This is a genomic window from Acinetobacter sp. NEB 394 (genome assembly GCF_013374795.1).
GTDB classification, from domain to species: Bacteria; Pseudomonadota; Gammaproteobacteria; order Pseudomonadales; family Moraxellaceae; genus Acinetobacter; species Acinetobacter johnsonii.
The window spans coordinates 2,092,903-2,112,901 of sequence record NZ_CP055277.1; the positions used below are offsets into that span (position 1 = coordinate 2,092,903).

Sequence of the window (19,999 nt, forward strand, 5' to 3'; positions counted from 1 at the left end):
AGGCAACCATCAGATAGCTGATATACGCTGAATTATCAGGAGACTTTCCCTTGGGAGATTCTAGGCAGCCAACTTATAAAAGTCTTCGGCCATTTGATTTGGTGTCTTAAAACCCAAACCCTTGAACACCTCTATCGGAATGATGAATCACATTCTTTGGCATGCCTCGATCGTGCAATGCTTGCTCAAGTGCATCGAGTACCATATCTGTATTCATCCGTGTAGATACTTTCCATCCAACAATTGCTCGTGAGAACACATCAATAACAAATGCGGTATAGACCCAGCCTGAATGAGTTTGAATATACGTAAAGTCACCCACCCATAGTTGGTTTGGATGATCAGCATTAAAATTACGTTTCACTAAATCATCTGCCCGTTTTTGGTCATCTCGGCTACGGGTGGTTTTTTTGTTCTTACCACGCCAAACACCTTGTATACCTAGCTTTTGCATTAATCGAGCAACAGTACAGCGCGCAATAATATAGCCTTCACGTTTCAGTTTTTGCCAGACTTTACGTACACCATACCGACCTGAACTTTCCTTCCAAATTCGTTTAATTTGTTCAGCATGATGCTCATCATGTAGATCTCGTTTCGCTCGATGTTCTGGATTGTCAGCGAGATCTAAAGTCCGGTAATAGGTTGAAGCTGCAATCGGTAAAATTCTACAAATCGCTTCAACACCATATCGATCTTTATTGTTATGGATAAAATCCACCATTATTTGTGTGGGCGGTCGAGCTCCGCCTGGGCGAAAAAAGCGGCTGCTTTACGTAGAATCTCATTGGCGCGTTGCAGTTCTTTATTTTCGCGTTCGAGTTGTTTGATACGTTCTTGGTCTGAAAGCTGCTGTACTTTAACTGGATTTTGTTTATCTAAATATTTTTGATACCAAACACGTAGTGTTTCAGGAGTACAACCAATCTTAGGCGCAATTGCTGTGATTGCAGCCCAAGTAGAAGGATAATCTTTTTCAGATTCAATCAATAATTGAACCGCTCTTTCTCTGATTTCAGGGGTATATTTTAATTTTGTCATCGGGGTAGTCTCTCAGAATATTGACTCTCCGACAAACCCGGTACGGTTCATACTGGCCTCTTGTATACCCCAAAGTTCCACCCACCTTATAATTTTCCATAAATGGGTAACTTACTGTTGCCTCCGCACCATAAACTCGCTGATCTGTGTCGACAACATTTACAGATCGATCCGAGTTAAATTGAACGACTTTATCAGAGGTATTATAGAAACCTGTTAAGCCCAAATTTAAGCCTGTGTCTTGATTTAAGCGCCAGCCTAGTTCATAGCTATTCACAGTGATTGGAGCGATACCAGACGTGGTTAAAGTATATGCTGCGACATCACGTAATACACGTTGTACATCAGGATAACTATAGCCTTGAGAGAAGTTAGCATAAATTTGTTGTACATCATTTAGCTTATAAACAGCGCCTAGATTAAACAGGAATTTGTCTGAATCTGTAGAGTCTGCCGCCATTAATGTATATGGCTTACGTGCAGTTAAATAGCTATCAGTGTCTGCCTGAACATATTGGTAACGTACCCCAGCTTGAATATTAAGCTGATCAGTTATGGCATAGTCCCCTTGTATAAAGGTACCAATATTCTGAATTTCAGTATCTGGTCCTGAGCCTTGTTTTTCTCCAGTTGGGGTATAAACTAAGCCATTATTACTTGGTGTATAAAAGTCAGCCCATTGATGGTCCTTTTCCCAATCATAGTCCAGCCCATAAGTCAGCTTTAATTCTCGCTCTGCAACAGTGATATCGGACTGCAAAGTTGAACGAATCCCAGCATAGTCCACATTCGACTGGCTTTGCTTTACATTCACACCATCTGCTGAATAGCCATAAGGTACGAAGCGTGACTTCTCATTTCGATAGTATGCCTCAACATTCAGAACTTGACCTAAGAAATCCTGATTTTGGTACTGCGTATTAAAAGCATAACGTTCAGTAAAAGGCTGATTATCTAAGCTCCAACCTTTGACCGCTTTGTAAGATGGATCTGTTTTTGTGAGTAAATATGAATAATCAGGCCCATATTCTGTATCTTGTTTATCTTTATAGTACTGAGCACCAAAACTTAAGCTTTGGTTGTCAGTTAAATTAAAGTTTATACGACCATTCACATCAATAGTGTCGGTATCCATGGTGCTGCCCTGCCAAGGACTTAATGAAATACGATCCCCATTACCATCAAATTGTGAGCCACGATTGGTATAGTCTAAGCCAAGAAAACCGTCGACTTTGTCATTTGCAAATGAAGCCGTTTGGCCCACTTGATAAGCTAGGCTGTCACCGCGGAAATTATCGGCCGATGTCACACCTAATTTCGTTTGAAAGCTTACAGGCTCAGACTTGTCAGCACGTTTGGTAATAATATTAATAATTCCGCCAGTCGCACCTGAACCATAGATACTGGTCGCACCTGAAACCACCTCAATATGATCAATCATATTTGGGCTAATACTATTTAACTGACGTGACACATCACGTGAACCCGTTTGTGATACCCCATCAATCATTACAAGTACATTACGTCCACGCATAGTTTGACCATAATTACTACTCGTTCCACTGCTTGGTGCTAAAGATGGAACCAGTTACACCAAAACATCTGCAACTTTACGACCTGGGCCAGCCTGTTGCGCAATTTGATCAGCAGAAATGGTTTGGACAGTTCCTGCAATTTCGGAAATGCTTTTCGGTGTACGTGTTGCTGTCATCACGATAGTTGGGAGTTTAGCTTCAGTATTTTGTGTTGTAGAGTCATTTGTTGCTGTGTCTTCAGCATACAGTTGGGTACAAATAGCTGCCGTAAGTAGACAAAGACTAAAGTGTGACAAGCGCATTTTTATTTCTCTTCTGTAAAATATTTTCAAGAATGAAAATTATTATCATCTTTATTGTAAAACTTTTTATTATATTTTTAATGCAGTAAATTCTATCTTGAATACGAAAAAGCAGCCTTCATTTCAAACAGGTGTTGATCGTCATACGCTAGCATTTCTATACTTACTTTCAATGAGCTCCAATACGACATAGGTCATATTGTCATGCAGCAGACACCTATTATGAATTTGATTCTTAAAAACTCATTTGCGGAAAACTTTCTGTGAACTCATTTAGGAGCGAATTGAGCTAGAAATATAACGAATAATAGGCAAAGGGCTGCTTCGAAAAACAATTATTGGAAGAAATTTAGAGATTAAGAATTCCTCGTGAACAAGCTAACAATCCATAAATCAATAGCATTCATATAGCAAAAGTACCTAAATCCATATATTTACAAAATATTCTTTGCTAAGAATACATTTTAGCTATGTCATTAGACTTCCTTCATAAATCATTTTTCAATCAATTTAATTGTTTATCTTTCACCCAATCTAAATTGTATATGCCAGCAAGTAAATTAAACCGCAGGTTTAATCTTTTACGACGATTTCTATATACACAAGATAAAATCTTAAAACATTTCATCCTTCCAAATACATGCTCTACTTGAATTCGTCTACGACCAATCTCTCTATTTAACTTTTTTAATTCAGAATCTAGTTTTTCAGTTTTCTTTGCTTTAGATGGCATGAGGCATCCAAAACCCAATTTCTTTATCCCTAAATACCCCTTATCAACAATAAAAAAGGGCTTAAATTTTAATTTCCTCATGCTTTTTTTAAATATTTTAAAATCATGCATGCTTCCATGACTTCCACATACACTCAGTATTTCACCTGTTGTATAGTGCATAGATAGCTGAAATTTAAAGGTATGTCGCTTTTTTTACCGCTATACCATTTCTTCTGTTTTTTTTGGACGTTGAACTAATATTTCAGTTGCATCAATCACAACAACTTCCCAATCCACTTCATCTCGATTAGGAAGTTGTTTTGACAAGTTAAATTTTCCAGAACGGATTAAGGTATCTTCAATAACACGTGTGATACGAATTGCACTCGTTTCAGATACACCGTAACTCATACCAAGATGGAAAAATGTTCGATATTCTCTCCAATATTCTATACATAAGAGCAAACGATCTTCCAACGGTAATTTATGCGGTCGTCCTTTACCAATATGACGAGGTAAATGCTTATTTAGCTCGGCCAACATGAGGTTAAATGTAGCCCAACTAACACCGGTAAGCCTACGAAACTTAACGTCTGATAATTTTTGAATATCTTTGAATTTCATCCAAGGATTATCTCTTGAATTAAATAATTTTGCTGATTAATTTAAGATCAAATAAATTGTACGTTTTTTGATTTATGACGGAAGTCTATTAAACTACTTATTAACAAAAGTATTCTGCCTGACATAGCCCTCTTCAAATTATCTAAAATAACTGTTCTATAATTCAAATAGATTTGAGGAGGAGTAATTGGGGGTGATTAAGATAATGTAATATTAGTCATCACGACCAACTTAAAAATAATAACATTCAGATCAACTTGAAAATTTTACCGCTATTGAGACTTTGGAAGAACATTTCAAAACCAGGACGAATATCTTCGCCATCAATAGTTATATATCTTAAATTTGAATGCAACATTGTGCTGCAAGAGTTTTTATCTACAGTTGCCTGAATAGAGTATTCAGTACCGAATTGATCTTTGACAGTAACGTTTTTCTTTAACATTTTTTCTATACCTATAATATTAATTCATTTAAAAACAATATAATCAAATATTTAGTTAGGCAACTTTATAGTTAAATTTAAATAATTGATTTAAAGCGGTATAAAATGTTCTACCATCTAAATTTAAGTCCACTTCGATTCCAGACTGAAGCAACACACGCTTACCCACTTCAATAGATTTGAATCCATCACGGGTATTTTGCATTTTATTTAGAGGAATTAACGAGACTATAATTTCAGTACCATTTGAAGATTTAGCAATTAAGGTATTAAGTTTTTTCAATTTTCACCATTTTTTTTCATATATTCCAACAAGGAATAAATATTTAATTAATAATTTTTAGTCATTAAAAAAGCACTGTTCAGTGCTTTTTTATATTTAATGCTTCTTATAAAGCAACAATATTTACAGCATTTGGGCCTTTTTGACCTTGCTCTATGCTAAATGACACTTGTTGACCTTCATGCAATGTTTTGAAGCCTGAACTAGCGATTTCGCGAAAGTGAGCAAAAACATCTGGACCAGATTCTTGTTGAATGAAACCAAAGCCTTTAGTTTCATTAAACCATTTAACTGTACCGGTAACTGTAGTAGACATAATATATCCTGCTGAATTTTAATAATTTTAGTCAAAAATAAATGACTAGATGTAACTTTGAAAATAATAAAAGTGGAGCTTAAGATCTGAAACAACGGAGGATTATGACTAAAACTGCGATACTTAAAGAAGATTTACTAAACATTACTTTTTTCTAGTTAGGCCAAGTATACATGAAAAAAATAAATATTCAAGTTATTTATAGCTATCATAAATTTTAATTATATTAGGTGTTCCCTGCAAAAAATTCAATCGTCCTTAAAAATAGAAGTCGTCGCATCTAAAAAAGCCCTAATCATGTGCTGAGCCTTAGAATAGCTTAGACCAAAAAATTGAGGCTAGAGATGAAATGAACCGTACCGGGTTTGTCGGAGAGTCAATATTCTGAGAGACTACCCCGATGACAAAATTAAAATATACCCCTGAAATCAGAGAAAGAGCGGTTCAATTATTGATTGAATCTGAAAAAGATTATCCTTCTACTTGGGCTGCAATCACAGCAATTGCGCCTAAGATTGGTTGTACTCCTGAAACACTTCGTGCCTGGCATCAAAAGCATTTAGATCAGCAAAATCCTATTAAAGTACAACAGATATCTGATCAACAAAAAATGAGGCAAATGGAACGTGAAATTAAAGAATTAAAGCGTGCCAATGAAATTCTACGTAAAGCAGCCGCTTTTTTCGCCCAGGCGGAGCTCGACCGCCCACACAAATAATGGTGGATTTTATCCATAACAATAAAGATCGATATGGTGTTGAAGCGATTTGTAGAATTTTACCGATTGCAGCTTCAACCTATTACCGGACTTTAGATCTCGCTGACAATCCAGAACATCGAGCGAAACGTGCTCAGCATGATTTACATCATGCAGAACAAATTAAACGAATTTGGAAGGAAAGTTCAGGTCGGTATGGTGTACGTAAAGTCTGGCAAAAACTGAAACGTGAAGGCTATATTATTGCGCGCTGTACTGTTGCTCGATTAATGCAAAAGCTAGGTATACAAGGTGTTTGGCGTGGTAAGAACAAAAAAACCACCCGTAGCCGAGATGACCAAAAACGGGCAGATGATTTAGTGAAACGTAATTTTAATGCTGATCATCCAAACCAACTATGGGTGGGTGACTTTACGTATATTCAAACTCATTCAGGCTGGGTCTATACCGCCTTTATTATTGATGTGTTCTCACGAGCAATTGTTGGATGGAAAGTATCTACACGGATGAATACAGATATGGTACTCGATGCACTTGAGCAAGCATTGCACGATCGAGGCATGCCAAAGAATGTGATTCATCATTCCGATAGAGGTGTTCAATATCTTTCCATTCGCTATACCAATCGTTTAGAAGCAGCAAATTTACGAGCTTCAGTCGGTACAACGGGTGACTCATACGATAATGCACTGGCTGAAACGGTGAATGGCTTATACAAAACAGAGGTGATTGAATATTTAAAAGCAGATTGGCAAGGTTTAGCAGATGTACAACTTGCGACACTAAACTGGGTAGATTGGTTCAATAAAAAGCGTGTACACAGTGCACTGGGTTATGTATCGCCTTTTGAGTTTGAAGCAATGTACTATGATAAGATTAACCAGTTAGGTCAGGTGGCCTAACTTAAATAAAAAGTCTCCGACAAACCCGGTACGGTTCAAAAGCACGTTCTTAGAAACCGCTATGTATAAAATTAACCAGCCATAAAAAAAGCCTAATCTGTGAAGACTAGGCTATAAACTTTGAATCTTTTTCGTTGGTAGCGGGAGCTGGATTTGAACCAACGACCTTCGGGTTATGAGCCCGACGAGCTACCAGACTGCTCCATCCCGCATCAACGAGTTAGCTTTATACGCCCTTAACACCTGCAAAGCAAACTTTATTTGTAATATAAGCAGTTATTACATAAGCAGCATACAAAATACTAGTGTTTAACCAATGCTTGCTTCAGTGATAAAAGCAGGATGTGAGGCTCTATAGACGCTTAATCTTGTTTTTTCACTGTCTAAAAATGACTTAGGCTCTTCAGACCATATTGATTTCCTAGAATCAAGACCCGAATGACTTAAAGCCCAATCAGAAACAGTACTATAAACAAAAGTATTATCAGCGAAAACTAATTTTGTCTTCCTTCCCACACTACTTATAAGAACTTTATGTGTAGGTAATGATCCAAATGTACTAATTTGGGTGTAAATGTATTTATAGGTTTCAGACATAGAAAAAAGTACTTAAATGACAGCACTACTATACCATTTTAACTCTTGAAAAAGCCCACCATTTGGCGAGCATTTTCTTACTGATCTTTATCCATGGAATGTGGCGTTGTAGTTTTATCCTGCTCTTTCGTATCTGTATCTCTTTTTTGGCATGCCGTTAATCCCAGCATTAAAACTAAACTTACTATTGCAAATATTTTCATCATTTTTGCCTAGCACGATTTAAAAATATAACTTATCAAAATCTAAAGATTTCAATGTTTAATTTATGAAACAACATGATTCTCTCCTTACAGATGAGGTGCTTAGCGATTTAGAGCTTTATGTGCCCAATGAATGAATTTTTCCTTTTCATGGAAATGTGGAATATTTAATAAATGAATATGAGTAACCTCACCGAAATTACCTGAAATTTTATTCGGTGCCAAAACAACAAAATCCCTCTTATCCCCTACATGTAACTCCCTAAAGAATTCCATAACTTTAAAATGAAGATTTAGAGCAGTAAATCCTTCTCTTTCAATTAGAAAATCATAGATTTGGCTGAGTACATGTAATTCAAATTTTTTGTTCATGATCTTTTATTCTCATATTTTTTTAACAATCGGTATAATTTAACCTAATTTTATTTTTTGTTAAAGCAGATAAAAAACCCAGCCTCTGGAGAATCAATAGAGCTGGGTTAATGAAACATCATTGTTAAATTTTATTGTATTCTTGAAATTGATTCTAACGTACAAAACCAATTAATACAAATGATTCTCAATTATATTAATTTTAAATATAGCATCCTTAAAGGTAAACATTGATACGTATTATTATCTACATCATCTATCAACAGTAGGCTTGCGATATAGGTTTAACAAAGAGAGTACAGGTATCGGCAGGTAGTTCCCATTCACAGAAACCTCTCCCTCATCTTTTCTGTGCTTTTCCCAGTACTCAATTAATAATAAAGCAGCTTGTTTAATGGCAGATGGGTATTCCGATCCAAAATTATCTGTAATGTAGTTTTTAATTATAGCGTCAGCAGCAACAATAAAGCTTTTTAATGAAACATCATTGCTATCATCGGCATAGTGTAAGTGACGCTTCACTTCATGTAAGTCAACAATACTCATAGATCACTCCATTTTTCCGAGTTAGCTTAAAAGTTCTCATCACTAAACTCGTTCCTAGAGTCTTTTTAACGTGTCATAACGAATATCACTATGTCACCCTCAGTCCCATTTTCATCTCAATTACATCCCCATTGAAATCCCTTTATCTAGGGATTTTTCTGCTATTCTTAATGAATCACTTACAACATTTCTTACAAAAAAATTGAATTTGTTGATATGATTTTTAAATTAGCCATTCAGGCTAAAAAAACTAAATCTTTTCGATCTGCTTTTAAATAAACTTCAGGTGCACTATATAAATCAGAGATAATTGCAACTTCTTGAGCACTTAATAAATCTTCATAAATTTTTCTTGCGAAGTTATTCACTCCTGTCGTCACCAGTACGCTTTTTATCTTCTGATTTCTTTGCAATAATTCATTCTCAACGTCCTTAAGCGACTCTATAATTAGTTTTTTGCTTAATCCCAAACCTTGAAAATCTGGATGGATCGCTATTTGATCTAGTTCCAGTATCACTTCCTCTCGAAAGCCAGACTTTTGAGCCCAAAAAATATAGCCAACCGTTTTATCAGACACGATCACGTGACAAAAAAACCGAGGATAGGCCGCAAGTGTTGATGCTATCCATTGCTTAGAATCTGCTTGACGTATAAATGATTTGTGATGAATTTCTGCGATGTCTGTTAAATCATTTTGATGTGCTTTTCTAACCAATTTTTCCATGAACTCATATCCCTATCTGTTTAACTGAAGATTCTATCAATCCCTAAAGGCAGCGGAATTACAGGATCTTAACAACGAATAGTAAATAAGCTGCCATTAAAAAACCCGCTAACTGAAGCGGGTTTTTTAATTCACAATATTCTTAGATTACTGTGATAGAGCTTGCTTGAGGGCCTTTTTTGCCAGCTACAATCGTAAACTGAACACGTTGACCTTCATTCAACACTTTGAAACCATTTGATTGGATTTCGCTAAAGTGTGCAAAAACGTCTTCTCCAGTATCGCTAGAAATAAAACCAAAGCCTTTAGTTTCATTAAACCACTTAACGGTACCAGTTGTAATGTTTGACATAAATATTCTCTTAAATTTTGAAAAATATAAGAATTAATCTTTTAAATCATATACATCGGATAAACCGCAGAGTTGAATCAATTGCGAAATAACTTTAGTAAATACAATAAAATAAATAATTCTAATACACTATCACTATAAGCTTTTTAGCGTGCAATAGATAGACCTTAACATATTATTTTATTGCTCCCACCAACTCCACATAAAATGCATTTTTATCCATATTGATAAGAAAATCTTCACTAAAGGCGAATAAAGCTTATTTACCCGCTTCTAGCTAGTTTTTCTTTCCTAAAATCAACTCAACTTGATGAGTAACATCCCATATTTTCATTTCTGCATGTCGCCTAAAATTAAAGACTTGATCGCCCTTAACGTACTTTTGCTTGATATAGCTCGATGATTTATTTTGATCTATCTCTTTTGCATTAAATCGCATTTTATTTAAAATCACTACTTGACCATCCAAGTCACCACCAATACAGATATTCATATTGTTCTGCCTGCTAAGTAACAATTAAACTATAGCACAAATAAAAAAGCCTACTCTTTGATAAGCTTTTGAGGCTTGTTATCGAGCCTTTGGCTGTACTCCATAACTCTTATTCATAGTTCATCGAAAATTAGAAACATCATTTTGATATCTTTGCACGACGGTCACGCCCAAGAATGACTTGTAATGACAAAATAAGATCTATCCTATCTCTCAAGTATGAAGTTTTACTGTGCTATGAAAAAGCCACTTATAAAGTGGCTTTTTCTATTAGGAATTAGATGCTCTTTTAAAGTTGTCATCATTACTACAGTAATCCAAGCAATCTTTTAAAATGCCTACGGCTCTATATATGTGTTCAGGTTTATCTAAAAAAACTTGACCGTTATTTTGCACTTCCAATCCTGCCCGCTCTAACTCTTTTTTTCGATAGTCATCAATTGCTACTGCAAACTGAATGGTTGGTCTCTTACGATTTACATCATATCTAAATAACCAGCGATTATTTTTATTCTGAAACAGCACGCTAAAATAGCTTTCTGTGTCTTTAGCAACCAACTCAACCTCAGGAAAAAGCTCTGTCACAATACGACTTAATTCCTGTTCATCAACAGTAGTCACAATTCTTTCATTTTCAGAATTAACAATGTCAACTAGCGTTGAGCTTTCGGACACAATCTCAATAGTCTCCTCTACTTTTTGTTCAACTGGCTGGGCAGTAATAATTGTAGGTGAAGATAGTCCTTTAACAACGGTATCACTAATTGACTGCTCAACAGCTTGTTTTACAAAAGGCTGAATTGACTCTAAAAATTTAGTGTTTAATTGACGAGGAATACTTGCTTGTTGAGCCACATAGCGAACAAAATCAATATCAACTTCATTAATACTTCTTTTTATTACAGTTTTAAACTGCTGGATATATTGATTTTCTTCAGCAAAAAAGCGCAGCTTTTCTACATGAAAATTATCATGTTTAAACTCAGCTAGCTGTGTCAAATCCTCGGCTTTATTCTTCGTAAAATCAACTGTTAAAAATGGCTTATCATCCATCACATTTGGATTAATTAAATCAGTAAAAAATCTCCATTCTTTACCATTTGTGATCGCGCCAATCGTCACCCCTAAACTACTATTAAAATATCTAGATAGCTGCGGAGCATGATTCGTTAAATTAGCAACATAAGGTTTTGCTTCAATAAACATTACAGGTTGCCCATTACAGTAAAGAGCATAATCAACTCTTTCTGTAGATTTCACACCTGGAAAATCAGCTGCAAATTCTGCAAGCACCTTGGTCGGGTCATAAGGGCTAAAACCTAAAATATCTAATAAAGGAAGGATTAAAGCCTGTTTAGTTGTTTCTTCTGTAGTACAGTGGCCCCCTACTTTTTTCACATGCTCAATATGGCTTCTTAGTCTATTAATAAAATTTTCCATATTCCCCTCATTATTATTACAAGTACATTTTTTGATCTAATTTTAGATCTTAACCCTTTTACTTTATTTTTCAAATATTAATTTAAATTTGTTTTTAGAATGTCATTACATTAGACTTCCTTCATAAATCATTTTTCAATCAATTTAATTGTTTATCTTTCACCCAATCTAAATTGTATATGCCAGCAAGTAAATTAAACCGCAGGTTTAATCTTTTACGACGATTTCTATATACACAAGATAAAATCTTAAAACATTTCATCCTTCCAAATACATGCTCTACTTGAATTCGTCTACGACCAATCTCTCTATTTAACTTTTTTAATTCAGAATCTAATTTTTCAGTTTTCTTTGCTTTAGATGGCATGAGGCATCCAAAACCCAATTTCTTTATCCCTAAATACCCCTTATCAACGATAAAAAAGGGCTTAAATTTTAATTTCCTCATACTTTTTTTAAATATTTTAAAATCATGCATGCTTCCATGACTTCCACATACACTCAGTATTTCACCTGTTGTATAGTGCATAGATAGCTGAAATTTAAAGGTATGTCGCTTTTTTTTACCGCTATACCATTTCTTCTGTTTTTTTTGGACGTTGAACTAATATTTCAGTTGCATCAATCACAACAACTTCCCAATCCACTTCATCTCGATTAGGAAGTTGTTTTGACAAGTTAAATTTTCCAGAACGGATTAAGGTATCTTCAATAACACGTGTGATACGAATTGCACTCGTTTCAGATACACCGTAACTCATACCAAGATGGAAAAATGTTCGATATTCTCTCCAATATTCTATACATAAGAGCAAACGATCTTCCAACGGTAATTTATGCGGTCGTCCTTTACCAATATGACGAGGTAAATGCTTATTTAGCTCGGCCAACATGAGGTTAAATGTAGCCCAACTAACACCGGTAAGCCTACGAAACTTAACGTCTGATAATTTTTGAATATCTTTGAATTTCATCCAAGGATTATCTCTTGAATTAAATAATTTTGCTGATTAATTTAAGATCAAATAAATTGTACGTTTTTTGATTTATGACGGAAGTCTATTCTATTCGTTGGACTATTTTCTGTTTGATTTATTAAAAAAAGAAGTTCAAAAAATGGAAGAATCATAAGTTCAGTTCTCCTCAATCTATTACACTAATTTTGCGCCAGCCGTCATAATAAAACAGATAACAGGCTGAATAATATTCATTATTCTTAATAATCGAACCCACATACCATCAGAACAACAATCAAATGATTTGACAGTTGATACCGACCAATATACATATAAATTCATCACTTTTTCGACCGACATAGTATACTGCACCTGCTGTTTCGGCTCACCTTTTATCATGTGTTCTCTGTTTATGAATAAAAAGCTGTTTCTTTCTTCTGGTTTAAAAACACTGAGTGTCTTGGCCATATCTATAGGCTTAACTGCTTGCGGTGATCGTTCATGGTGGACAGATGATGAGCCTAAGCTCAATGCTGAACAAATCGCACGCATCATTCCCGGACGCGTAAATGACCGCCGTTCATGGGCTGAAGATATTTACGATATTTCAGAGCAGTTTGGTATTCCTCAAAATAAAGAGAATATGTGTTCGATCATTGCCGTGGTTGATCAAGAGTCTAACTTTGTTGCAGATCCACAAGTTTATGGTTTGGGTGAAAAAGCGGTTAAAGAAGTCCAAGATCGCTTAGATGAAAAATTTAAAGATAAGCTCGGCGATGCTATTGGTGGCACCATCGCAGGTTACTTCCAACAGGTTTTAAAAGAGCAGCCAAGTCCTGAAGATAACTATTTAAGTCAAATGCGCCGCGTTAAAACAGAGCGTGAACTGGATGAACTGTACCGTGAAATTTTTGACTATATGTCAAAGCACTATCACGTCAGTGCACTCACAGGTGCAGCCAAACTTGTCGGTCAGGACGTAGGCGAAAAAATGAACCCGATTACCACGTTGGGTTCAATGCAAGTGCATATCGGTTATGCCAAAGACAATAAACGTGAAGGTGGCAGCATGGCTGACTTACGTACCGACCTTTATAGTCAATATGGTGGTCTGTACTACGGCATTCACCGACTGATGATGTACCCTGCTGACTATGACAAACCGCTTTACCGTTTTGCTGACTATAACTCGGGCATGTACTCAAGTCGAAATGCCGCCTTCCAAAGTATGTTAAATGACTTAACCGAAGCAGAACTGGATTTAGACGGCGACCTGCTACTTTATGGCAAAGATGGCTCGCCTAAATCTGCAAAGAGTCAATCAGAACGTGAACTCATCAGCGTTTTTGCTCAGCACAATATTTTGGTTACTCCACGTCAAATTCGCTCTGACCTGAAAAAAGAGAAAGAGAAGAAATTTGAAGATACAGCAACCTATCGCGCTGTGGCTAAGCTTTATCAAGAAGTCACTAAAAAAGAACCTTTCTATGCCATGATGCCAGAAGTCGTCATTTCTGGTCCAAAGCTCAGCCGTGACTACAATACCAATTGGTTTGCCACTCGTGTCAATGGACGTTATCAAACATGCATGCAACGTGCAAAGCGCATAAAAATCTAGCCTTATTTGACTTTGATGGCACCTTGTATGACAAAGACAGTTTTACGGGGTTCATCTTCTACGTACATTCAAAACGACATATTGCCCTACAAGGCTTCAAAGTCCTGCCTTATATTCAAAGTTATTATTTAGGTTTTTATCCTGCCCATCATATGCGCTCTAAACTCTTCCATGCGATGTTTAAGCAAGCTGAAGTGAGCGAAATTGACGCTTATGCAAAACGCTATGCAGAACTTTTAATCAAAGGACTCAACCCAGCACTCTATAGCCAACTAAAGCAACACCAAAGTTTAGGTGATGATGTCGTTTTGGTCTCTGCCTCGATTGATATCTATTTAAAATATGTGTGTGAAATCCTCTCAATCGATCTGATCTGTACCCAAGTTGAACAAGACCAGCAACGCTATACAGGGCGTTATCTGACTGCGGACTGTAGTTGTGAGTACAAAGCTCAACGTATCCAAGAAAAATATGAGCTAGACAGTTACCATGCCGTTTATGCTTATGGAAACAGTATTGAAGATAAACAAATGCTGTCTTTGGCTGATTTTAGCTATTTGGTAGGGACAGATCTAAGTCTTCCCGACTTGTCAGAAACATCAAATCATCGCCAAATAAGCTAATTATTAAGAATAGATTAATAGACTTCCTTCATAAATCATTTTTCAATCAATTTAATTGTTTATCTTTCACCCAATCTAAATTGTATATGCCAGCAAGTAAATTAAACCGCAGGTTTAATCTTTTACGACGATTTCTATATACACAAGATAAAATCTTAAAACATTTCATCCTTCCAAATACATGCTCTACTTGAATTCGTCTACGACCAATCTCTCTATTTAACTTTTTTAATTCAGAATCTAATTTTTCAGTTTTCTTTGCTTTAGATGGCATGAGGCATCCAAAACCCAATTTCTTTATCCCTAAATACCCCTTATCAACGATAAAAAAGGGCTTAAATTTTAATTTCCTCATACTTTTTTTAAATATTTTAAAATCATGCATGCTTCCATGACTTCCACATACACTCAGTATTTCACCTGTTGTATAGTGCATAGATAGCTGAAATTTAAAGGTATGTCGCTTTTTTTTACCGCTATACCATTTCTTCTGTTTTTTTTGGACGTTGAACTAATATTTCAGTTGCATCAATCACAACAACTTCCCAATCCACTTCATCTCGATTAGGAAGTTGTTTTGACAAGTTAAATTTTCCAGAACGGATTAAGGTATCTTCAATAACACGTGTGATACGAATTGCACTCGTTTCAGATACACCGTAACTCATACCAAGATGGAAAAATGTTCGATATTCTCTCCAATATTCTATACATAAGAGCAAACGATCTTCCAACGGTAATTTATGCGGTCGTCCTTTACCAATATGACGAGGTAACTGCTTATTTAGCTCGGCCAACATGAGGTTAAATGTAGCCCAACTAACACCGGTAAGCCTACGAAACTTAACGTCTGATAATTTTTGAATATCTTTGAATTTCATCCAAGGATTATCTCTTGAATTAAATAATTTTGCTGATTAATTTAAGATCAAATAAATTGTACGTTTTTTGATTTATGACGGAAGTCTAATAATTAGCCATATTAAATTTTTAAAAATATTTATTATTAAAATTCAGTGTGTTTTATTTACCAAAAAATATTTTATGATAAATTTTGCCTAATAAAAATATTTTGAGAACCATTCCACTTAAATTATAAAAAGGCATCAGTATGGAACAGTTATCTCCACCCAAGTATGTCAAAGGTCTTTCAATCAAATTTGGTGAAAGCCCCTTTGTATTATTGGCGCAGTTCGCTTTTAATGCTTCAAAACAAAAATGGTTAAAACACGAAATTGAACATGTGCTCAATATCGCCAAACAAGGTGATTACCATCACCTAGTAAAGACCTTACGTCAATTTAGTAAATAACAAAAAAAGCCACTTCAAATGAAGTGGCTTTTTTACTTACTTTTTAAAGGGAAATGCATATTTCACAATACGTTTGATGACGCTACCATACTGTTTTACTAAGCTGGCATTGTTATAGTTAATGCCATACTTTTCACACACTGCTTGTACTTTCGGTGCCATTTTACGGTAACGACGCGCAGGTACATCTGGATATAAGTGATGCTCAATTTGATGACTTAAGTGTCCTGTCAAAATATGGAATGCTTCTGAACCAGTTAAATTCGACGAACCACGAATTTGGCGCATGTACCAGTGACCACGGCTTTCATTTTCCAGTACTTTTTTCGGGAAAACTTCCACATCTTTGGTGAAGTGACCACAGAAAATCACACTAAATGTCCACATATTACGGATACCATTTGCAACCAAATTACCTGTGAACACAGGCAACGCCGCAGGTCCTGCAATAAGTGGGAAAAACACATAATCTTTAAACAATTGTTTACCAATTTTGCGCTGCATAGGTTTCCATTCAGCTAAAGTCTGCGCTTTGCTTTTACGCCCCTTGAAGTATTTGCCTAACTCCAAATTTTGGATCGCAACGCCCCATTGGAACAACAAACAAAATGGAATGCTATAAATCGGTTGTAATAAAAAGCCCGGTTTCCAACGTTGTTCAGGGAATAATCGAAGCAGACCATATCCAATGTCATCATCCATCCCTTTAATATTAGTATAAGTATGATGCTTATAGTTATGAGTCTGACGCCAATTGTCTGCTGTACCTACGATGTCCCACTCATAGTTTTGGCCATTAAACTTAGGGTCGTTCATCCAGTCATATTGACCGTGCATCACGTTATGACCTAATTCCATGTTTTCCATGATTTTGGCAAAACTCAGCAAACCCGTGCCCAGCACCCATGCAGGTGGGAACCAACCTGCAAACAAACATGCACGACCTGCGATAGACGCATAACGCACCGCTGCATAGACACGACGAATATATTGCGCATCTTTCTCACCAATATCATCCAGTACTTCTTGCTTAATGGCATCTAGCTCACTTGCAAGCTCATCTAACTCGAATGTCGTTAACTCACGATTCTTCGGGTTTTTAAAATATTCAACTTTAACAGGCATATTCATTGTATTTATTCCCCTTATAAATCAACAATAAGATCGGTTTGTGCCGTATTGACACAAATTTTTAGAAAATTTCCAGGCTCAGAATTTTGTGCACCATTGACCAAGTTTTTGGTTGAACCTTCCACTTTGTTGCAGGCACATTTGTTACAGATTCCCATACGGCAGCCATGTTGAGGCTTCACATTTTGCTGTTCCAAACTTGCAAGAATAGATTGACCTTTGGGAATGGTTAAAATCTTTTTCGACTTTGTTAAGGTAATATTCACAAAACCAACATCATCATTTGCAAATGGACTCATGCTAAACGCTTCAGTTTTTAAGGTGTTAGCATGAGCGAAAAGCTGCTCAACCGTAGCCACAAAACCTGAAGGGCCACATGCATGTACCGTTGCATTTTCAATCTGATCCAATCCAGACATATGGTTTTGGTTTAAACGCTCACCTTCATCTAACTCTTGGGTATAAAACATGCTGAATGTGAAGTTTGAGTATTGTGCTGCCAGCTGCTCAAAGTATGCTTTGAACGCAGCATCAGTATGTTTTTTCACCCAATACATCAAATGTACAGACTGCTTTTTAAGCTTGGCGGTCTTCTCTAAACGTTTCAATAAACTCAGCATGGGGGTAATACCACTGCCCGCAGCGAGTAAAATTAATTGTTGATCATTTACAGTCAATTGCATATCGCCATAAGGCTGACCGAACTCCAAAACGTCGCCGATTTGAGCCTGCTCACATAGCCAATGACTTGCCTTGCCTTGGTCTACTTTTTTCACATTTAGCAAGACATGTTGCGCATCAATTTGAGTCAAACTATAGGTACGTTCATAACGTACGCCTTGAACCACGATATACACAGGATGGTGCTGTCCCGCTTGACCCATTTGAAAGTGACGGTTGGTTTGCAGCGTCAAGCTCACCATATCGTGTGCAACTTGCTCTTTTTTTACCACTTTACCCAAAGCTTGGTGTATCGACCAAAGTGGATTGATTTTTTGAAGCCAAAAGTTAGCTGTGTGTCGGTCTATAACACTCTCAGCATACTCAGTTAAAGGAGATTTAGTTTTTTCAAGGATCTGCATAGTAAAGGACCACGCCATAGATTTTGAATTATTATACACATGTATATATATTTGTATATATACTCTGATTGTTTCGTTTCGTTTCACAATACCGACCAGTGGGGCTATAATGAACCGATTGATTTAATTGCTTGATAAATATGACACCGACCACCATTCAAACCCATACAACCAACACAGAGCATGAAGCTTCAAAAAAACATGCACCAGTGCTTGCACGTAGTGTTGGTCGAAAAGCAACGATTACAAAAGATGAACTGTTCCAAGCTGCTTTAAATTTGATTGGTCCTGAAAAAAGTATTGCATCTCTAAGCTTGCGTGAAGTCGCACGTGAAGCAGGCATTGCGCCGAATAGTTTTTATCGTCATTTTAAAGATACCGATGAACTGGCTATCGAGTTGATTGAACGCGCAGGCATTGTGCTACGTCAAATTTTGCATGAAGCACGGATTAAGGCCATTCGCCAAAAAAGTATTATTCGTAGCTCAGTCGAAGTTTTTATTGAACAACTCGATGCTGATGACGGTAACTTAAGCCTGCTATTACGTGAAGCATATACGGGTTCAGCATCTTATAAAAATGCGGTCGAAAGACAATTGAATTATTTCCAGCAAGAGCTCAAAGATGATTTAATTCGTTTAGAACGTTTAAATAATAGCAAACTCTTCCACCCTGAATTGGTGTCCATGGCAATCACCCAATTGGTTTTCAATATGGGCGCCAAAGTGATTGATATGCCAAGTGTAGAACGTAAAGAAATGGCTGAACAAACCATGATCATGATTCGCATGATTTTGGAAGGTTCACGTCATCTAGATGAAGCGATGATTCGCTGAAATATCTGCTTATTTGTTTCGCTGTTGCTCTTTAATGAGCTGGTGCACAAATTCAGCGGTCTGTTTCGGTTGTTCCAACGGAAACATATGCCCGCCTTCAAGCACGCTATAGTCGATCGCATAGGTTTTTTTCATCCCTTGGGGTAAACCTTGCTTATAGAAATGGCTGTCTCTGGCAGTCAGCACATGAATTGGCATATTAGGTGCTTTGCGTGGGGTACGCCACCACCATGCAGGCACTGTCCTGAAGATCTCTGCTTCAGTATGTTTGGGAATGGTTAGCGTCACCCCATTTCGAGTCGGATCACTTTTTAAACCACACGCTATAAAATCTACAAAACACTGTTCATCAAAGTCTTTAAAAATACGATTCGGTCTAAGCGCCTGACTGGCCTGTTCAATACTTTCCCAATGATCACGACGCTTGACAGTTACTGCTGCTGGGGTGAGTTTTTCAATGGACTTCGATCCCAGCTTTTGTAACGCTTCAAATAAAAAGGCTTTTGAACCGATCACAAACGGTGGGTCCATGATAATCACTTGCGAAAACAACTGTGGTTTTTTATAGGCCGCCATAAGTGTGAGTAAAGAGCCAAAAGAATGCCCTAAACCAATCACTTGTTGCCGTGGAAACTGCTGTTCAATATCTGAAATAACTTGATCCACCAACGCTTCCCAACGGTATTCCACGGGATAGCGCGGATCTAGACCAATCATCGGAATTGCTTTGACATCAAAATCTTGATTTAAAAACTGGAAAAATTTTTGATAGCTGCCCGAGGGAATGCCGTTTGCATGGGTAAAGTGTAAGGCTGGTTTGCTCATGTCATTC

General features: G+C 36.6%; 23 protein-coding genes, 1 tRNA gene, 4 pseudogenes and 2 other annotated features. Of the genes and pseudogenes, 5 read left to right on the top strand and 23 right to left on the bottom strand.

Annotated elements, in window-relative coordinates; genetic code table 11:
- Window positions 1–121: 121 nt before the first annotated feature.
- The 7 genes and pseudogenes from HUK62_RS09975 to HUK62_RS10005 form a co-directional block, all read right to left on the bottom strand.
- A pseudogene (locus HUK62_RS09975) lies at window positions 122–1,041 on the bottom strand (IS3 family transposase); the annotation flags it as partial.
- Window positions 650–766, bottom strand: a sequence feature (AL1L pseudoknot). Its footprint overlaps the pseudogene before it by 117 nt.
- A 46-nt stretch (window positions 1,042–1,087) precedes the next feature.
- Window positions 1,088–2,878: pseudogene (locus tag HUK62_RS09980) on the bottom strand (TonB-dependent receptor); the annotation flags it as partial.
- A gap of 505 nt (window positions 2,879–3,383) precedes the next feature.
- The gene (locus HUK62_RS09985) at window positions 3,384–3,773 is read right to left on the bottom strand and encodes a transposase family protein (RefSeq protein WP_079270576.1); all 390 of its coding nucleotides are present in this window, start codon (window positions 3,771–3,773) and stop codon (window positions 3,384–3,386) included.
- 39 nt (window positions 3,774–3,812) lie between these two features.
- Window positions 3,813–4,217 (bottom strand): transposase family protein, encoded by a 405-nt coding sequence (locus HUK62_RS09990; RefSeq protein WP_099475598.1) that lies wholly within the window; start codon window positions 4,215–4,217, stop codon window positions 3,813–3,815.
- A 247-nt stretch (window positions 4,218–4,464) separates the two neighbouring features.
- On the bottom strand, window positions 4,465–4,662 hold the full coding sequence (locus HUK62_RS09995; protein ID WP_058869482.1) for a hypothetical protein: 198 nt from the start codon (window positions 4,660–4,662) through the stop codon (window positions 4,465–4,467).
- Window positions 4,663–4,717: 55 nt separating this feature from the next.
- Complete coding sequence (locus HUK62_RS10000) at window positions 4,718–4,945, bottom strand: hypothetical protein (RefSeq protein ID WP_078390397.1); 228 nt, start codon at window positions 4,943–4,945, stop codon at window positions 4,718–4,720.
- A 106-nt stretch (window positions 4,946–5,051) separates the two neighbouring features.
- Window positions 5,052–5,261, bottom strand: a complete 210-nt coding sequence (locus tag HUK62_RS10005; RefSeq protein ID WP_004693506.1) for a cold-shock protein — start codon at window positions 5,259–5,261, stop codon at window positions 5,052–5,054.
- Window positions 5,262–5,661: 400 nt separating this feature from the next.
- Between HUK62_RS10005 and HUK62_RS10010 the strand changes: the two genes are divergently transcribed.
- Window positions 5,662–6,881 (top strand): IS3 family transposase gene (locus tag HUK62_RS10010; RefSeq protein ID WP_176537764.1). Its coding sequence is split into 2 segments (ribosomal slippage): window positions 5,662–5,938 and window positions 5,938–6,881, totalling 1,221 coding nucleotides; the frame shifts between segments, so codons are not numbered across the junction.
- Window positions 5,937–6,053 (top strand) — a sequence feature (AL1L pseudoknot). (Overlaps the previous gene by 117 nt.)
- A gap of 135 nt (window positions 6,882–7,016) precedes the next feature.
- Here the strand turns inward: HUK62_RS10010 and HUK62_RS10015 are convergent.
- The 11 genes and pseudogenes from HUK62_RS10015 to HUK62_RS10060 all read right to left on the bottom strand — a co-directional run bounded on the left by HUK62_RS10015 (window position 7,017) and on the right by HUK62_RS10060 (window position 12,583).
- Window positions 7,017–7,093: transfer RNA gene (locus HUK62_RS10015), tRNA-Met, on the bottom strand.
- 97 nt (window positions 7,094–7,190) lie between these two features.
- Window positions 7,191–7,478, bottom strand: a complete 288-nt coding sequence (locus tag HUK62_RS10020; protein WP_078426816.1) for a hypothetical protein — start codon at window positions 7,476–7,478, stop codon at window positions 7,191–7,193.
- Between the two features lie 77 nt (window positions 7,479–7,555).
- Window positions 7,556–7,681, bottom strand: coding sequence for a hypothetical protein (locus tag HUK62_RS19055; RefSeq protein ID WP_017397253.1), 126 nt, complete (start codon window positions 7,679–7,681; stop codon window positions 7,556–7,558).
- 102 nt (window positions 7,682–7,783) lie between these two features.
- Window positions 7,784–8,053, bottom strand: a complete 270-nt coding sequence (locus tag HUK62_RS10025) for a hypothetical protein (protein ID WP_087014309.1) — start codon at window positions 8,051–8,053, stop codon at window positions 7,784–7,786.
- 252 nt (window positions 8,054–8,305) lie between these two features.
- Complete coding sequence (locus tag HUK62_RS10030) at window positions 8,306–8,599, bottom strand: head-tail connector protein (RefSeq protein WP_176537765.1); 294 nt, start codon at window positions 8,597–8,599, stop codon at window positions 8,306–8,308.
- Between the two features lie 236 nt (window positions 8,600–8,835).
- Window positions 8,836–9,324 carry a GNAT family N-acetyltransferase gene (locus HUK62_RS10035; protein ID WP_176537766.1) on the bottom strand — a complete coding sequence of 163 codons (489 nt, stop codon included), beginning with the start codon at window positions 9,322–9,324 and terminating at the stop codon, window positions 8,836–8,838.
- Between the two features lie 142 nt (window positions 9,325–9,466).
- Window positions 9,467–9,676 (bottom strand): cold-shock protein, encoded by a 210-nt coding sequence (locus HUK62_RS10040; protein ID WP_004693516.1) that lies wholly within the window; start codon window positions 9,674–9,676, stop codon window positions 9,467–9,469.
- Window positions 9,677–9,953: 277 nt separating this feature from the next.
- Window positions 9,954–10,169, bottom strand: coding sequence for a hypothetical protein (locus HUK62_RS10045; protein ID WP_176537767.1), 216 nt, complete (start codon window positions 10,167–10,169; stop codon window positions 9,954–9,956).
- A 270-nt stretch (window positions 10,170–10,439) separates the two neighbouring features.
- On the bottom strand, window positions 10,440–11,609 hold the full coding sequence (locus HUK62_RS10050; protein WP_176537768.1) for a type I restriction endonuclease: 1,170 nt from the start codon (window positions 11,607–11,609) through the stop codon (window positions 10,440–10,442).
- Window positions 11,610–11,748: 139 nt separating this feature from the next.
- Window positions 11,749–12,141, bottom strand: a pseudogene (locus HUK62_RS10055) (transposase family protein); the annotation flags it as partial.
- Window positions 12,142–12,178: 37 nt separating this feature from the next.
- Window positions 12,179–12,583, bottom strand: coding sequence for a transposase family protein (locus HUK62_RS10060; protein ID WP_099475598.1), 405 nt, complete (start codon window positions 12,581–12,583; stop codon window positions 12,179–12,181).
- A 394-nt stretch (window positions 12,584–12,977) separates the two neighbouring features.
- Here HUK62_RS10060 and HUK62_RS10065 point away from each other — a divergent pair, with 394 nt between their 5' ends.
- On the top strand, window positions 12,978–14,183 hold the full coding sequence (locus HUK62_RS10065) for a DUF1615 family protein (protein ID WP_004980175.1): 1,206 nt from the start codon (window positions 12,978–12,980) through the stop codon (window positions 14,181–14,183).
- Entirely contained in the window at window positions 14,150–14,806 is a 657-nt protein-coding gene (locus HUK62_RS10070) for an HAD-IB family hydrolase (protein WP_176537769.1), read from the top strand. The genes HUK62_RS10065 and HUK62_RS10070 overlap by 34 nt, the downstream gene beginning before the upstream one ends.
- Window positions 14,807–14,852: 46 nt before the next feature.
- Here HUK62_RS10070 and HUK62_RS10075 read toward each other — a convergent pair.
- Together HUK62_RS10075 and HUK62_RS10080 are read right to left on the bottom strand one after the other, a co-directional pair.
- Window positions 14,853–15,245, bottom strand: a pseudogene (locus tag HUK62_RS10075) (transposase family protein); the annotation flags it as partial.
- Window positions 15,246–15,282: 37 nt separating this feature from the next.
- On the bottom strand, window positions 15,283–15,687 hold the full coding sequence (locus tag HUK62_RS10080; RefSeq protein ID WP_004691434.1) for a transposase family protein: 405 nt from the start codon (window positions 15,685–15,687) through the stop codon (window positions 15,283–15,285).
- 230 nt (window positions 15,688–15,917) lie between these two features.
- Here HUK62_RS10080 and HUK62_RS10085 point away from each other — a divergent pair, with 230 nt between their 5' ends.
- The gene (locus HUK62_RS10085; protein WP_004693524.1) at window positions 15,918–16,118 is read left to right on the top strand and encodes a hypothetical protein; all 201 of its coding nucleotides are present in this window, start codon (window positions 15,918–15,920) and stop codon (window positions 16,116–16,118) included.
- Window positions 16,119–16,154: 36 nt separating this feature from the next.
- Here the strand turns inward: HUK62_RS10085 and HUK62_RS10090 are convergent, their stop codons facing one another.
- Both HUK62_RS10090 and HUK62_RS10095 read right to left on the bottom strand, forming a co-directional pair.
- Window positions 16,155–17,249, bottom strand: a complete 1,095-nt coding sequence (locus HUK62_RS10090) for an acyl-CoA desaturase (protein ID WP_062034722.1) — start codon at window positions 17,247–17,249, stop codon at window positions 16,155–16,157.
- A 14-nt stretch (window positions 17,250–17,263) separates the two neighbouring features.
- Window positions 17,264–18,331 carry a ferredoxin reductase gene (locus tag HUK62_RS10095; protein ID WP_176537770.1) on the bottom strand — a complete coding sequence of 356 codons (1,068 nt, stop codon included), beginning with the start codon at window positions 18,329–18,331 and terminating at the stop codon, window positions 17,264–17,266.
- Window positions 18,332–18,471: 140 nt separating this feature from the next.
- Here HUK62_RS10095 and fabR point away from each other — a divergent pair, with 140 nt between their 5' ends.
- Window positions 18,472–19,167, top strand: a complete 696-nt coding sequence (gene fabR / locus HUK62_RS10100; RefSeq protein ID WP_228723765.1) for an HTH-type transcriptional repressor FabR — start codon at window positions 18,472–18,474, stop codon at window positions 19,165–19,167.
- A 9-nt stretch (window positions 19,168–19,176) separates the two neighbouring features.
- On the opposite strand, the gene HUK62_RS10105 is transcribed toward fabR, so the two are convergent.
- Window positions 19,177–19,992 (bottom strand): alpha/beta hydrolase, encoded by an 816-nt coding sequence (locus HUK62_RS10105; RefSeq protein ID WP_176537771.1) that lies wholly within the window; start codon window positions 19,990–19,992, stop codon window positions 19,177–19,179.
- Window positions 19,993–19,999: the final 7 nt, after the last annotated feature.

Coding starts and splice junctions, on each gene's coding strand:
- HUK62_RS09995 (WP_058869482.1), bottom strand. CDS start 4,662: ATGTTAAAGAAAAACGTTACTGTCAAAGATCAATTCGGTACTGAATAC.
- HUK62_RS10070 (WP_176537769.1), top strand. CDS start 14,150: ATGCATGCAACGTGCAAAGCGCATAAAAATCTAGCCTTATTTGACTTT.
- HUK62_RS10080 (WP_004691434.1), bottom strand. CDS start 15,687: ATGAAATTCAAAGATATTCAAAAATTATCAGACGTTAAGTTTCGTAGG.
- HUK62_RS10095 (WP_176537770.1), bottom strand. CDS start 18,331: ATGCAGATCCTTGAAAAAACTAAATCTCCTTTAACTGAGTATGCTGAG.
- HUK62_RS10090 (WP_062034722.1), bottom strand. CDS start 17,249: ATGAATATGCCTGTTAAAGTTGAATATTTTAAAAACCCGAAGAATCGT.
- HUK62_RS10005 (WP_004693506.1), bottom strand. CDS start 5,261: ATGTCTACTACAGTTACCGGTACAGTTAAATGGTTTAATGAAACTAAA.
- HUK62_RS10060 (WP_099475598.1), bottom strand. CDS start 12,583: ATGAAATTCAAAGATATTCAAAAATTATCAGACGTTAAGTTTCGTAGG.
- HUK62_RS10035 (WP_176537766.1), bottom strand. CDS start 9,324: ATGGAAAAATTGGTTAGAAAAGCACATCAAAATGATTTAACAGACATC.
- HUK62_RS10040 (WP_004693516.1), bottom strand. CDS start 9,676: ATGTCAAACATTACAACTGGTACCGTTAAGTGGTTTAATGAAACTAAA.
- HUK62_RS10020 (WP_078426816.1), bottom strand. CDS start 7,478: ATGTCTGAAACCTATAAATACATTTACACCCAAATTAGTACATTTGGA.
- HUK62_RS10065 (WP_004980175.1), top strand. CDS start 12,978: ATGAATAAAAAGCTGTTTCTTTCTTCTGGTTTAAAAACACTGAGTGTC.
- HUK62_RS09990 (WP_099475598.1), bottom strand. CDS start 4,217: ATGAAATTCAAAGATATTCAAAAATTATCAGACGTTAAGTTTCGTAGG.
- HUK62_RS09985 (WP_079270576.1), bottom strand. CDS start 3,773: ATGCACTATACAACAGGTGAAATACTGAGTGTATGTGGAAGTCATGGA.
- HUK62_RS10025 (WP_087014309.1), bottom strand. CDS start 8,053: ATGAACAAAAAATTTGAATTACATGTACTCAGCCAAATCTATGATTTT.
- HUK62_RS10105 (WP_176537771.1), bottom strand. CDS start 19,992: ATGAGCAAACCAGCCTTACACTTTACCCATGCAAACGGCATTCCCTCG.
- fabR (WP_228723765.1), top strand. CDS start 18,472: ATGACACCGACCACCATTCAAACCCATACAACCAACACAGAGCATGAA.
- HUK62_RS19055 (WP_017397253.1), bottom strand. CDS start 7,681: ATGAAAATATTTGCAATAGTAAGTTTAGTTTTAATGCTGGGATTAACG.
- HUK62_RS10085 (WP_004693524.1), top strand. CDS start 15,918: ATGGAACAGTTATCTCCACCCAAGTATGTCAAAGGTCTTTCAATCAAA.
- HUK62_RS10045 (WP_176537767.1), bottom strand. CDS start 10,169: ATGAATATCTGTATTGGTGGTGACTTGGATGGTCAAGTAGTGATTTTA.
- HUK62_RS10050 (WP_176537768.1), bottom strand. CDS start 11,609: ATGGAAAATTTTATTAATAGACTAAGAAGCCATATTGAGCATGTGAAA.
- HUK62_RS10030 (WP_176537765.1), bottom strand. CDS start 8,599: ATGAGTATTGTTGACTTACATGAAGTGAAGCGTCACTTACACTATGCC.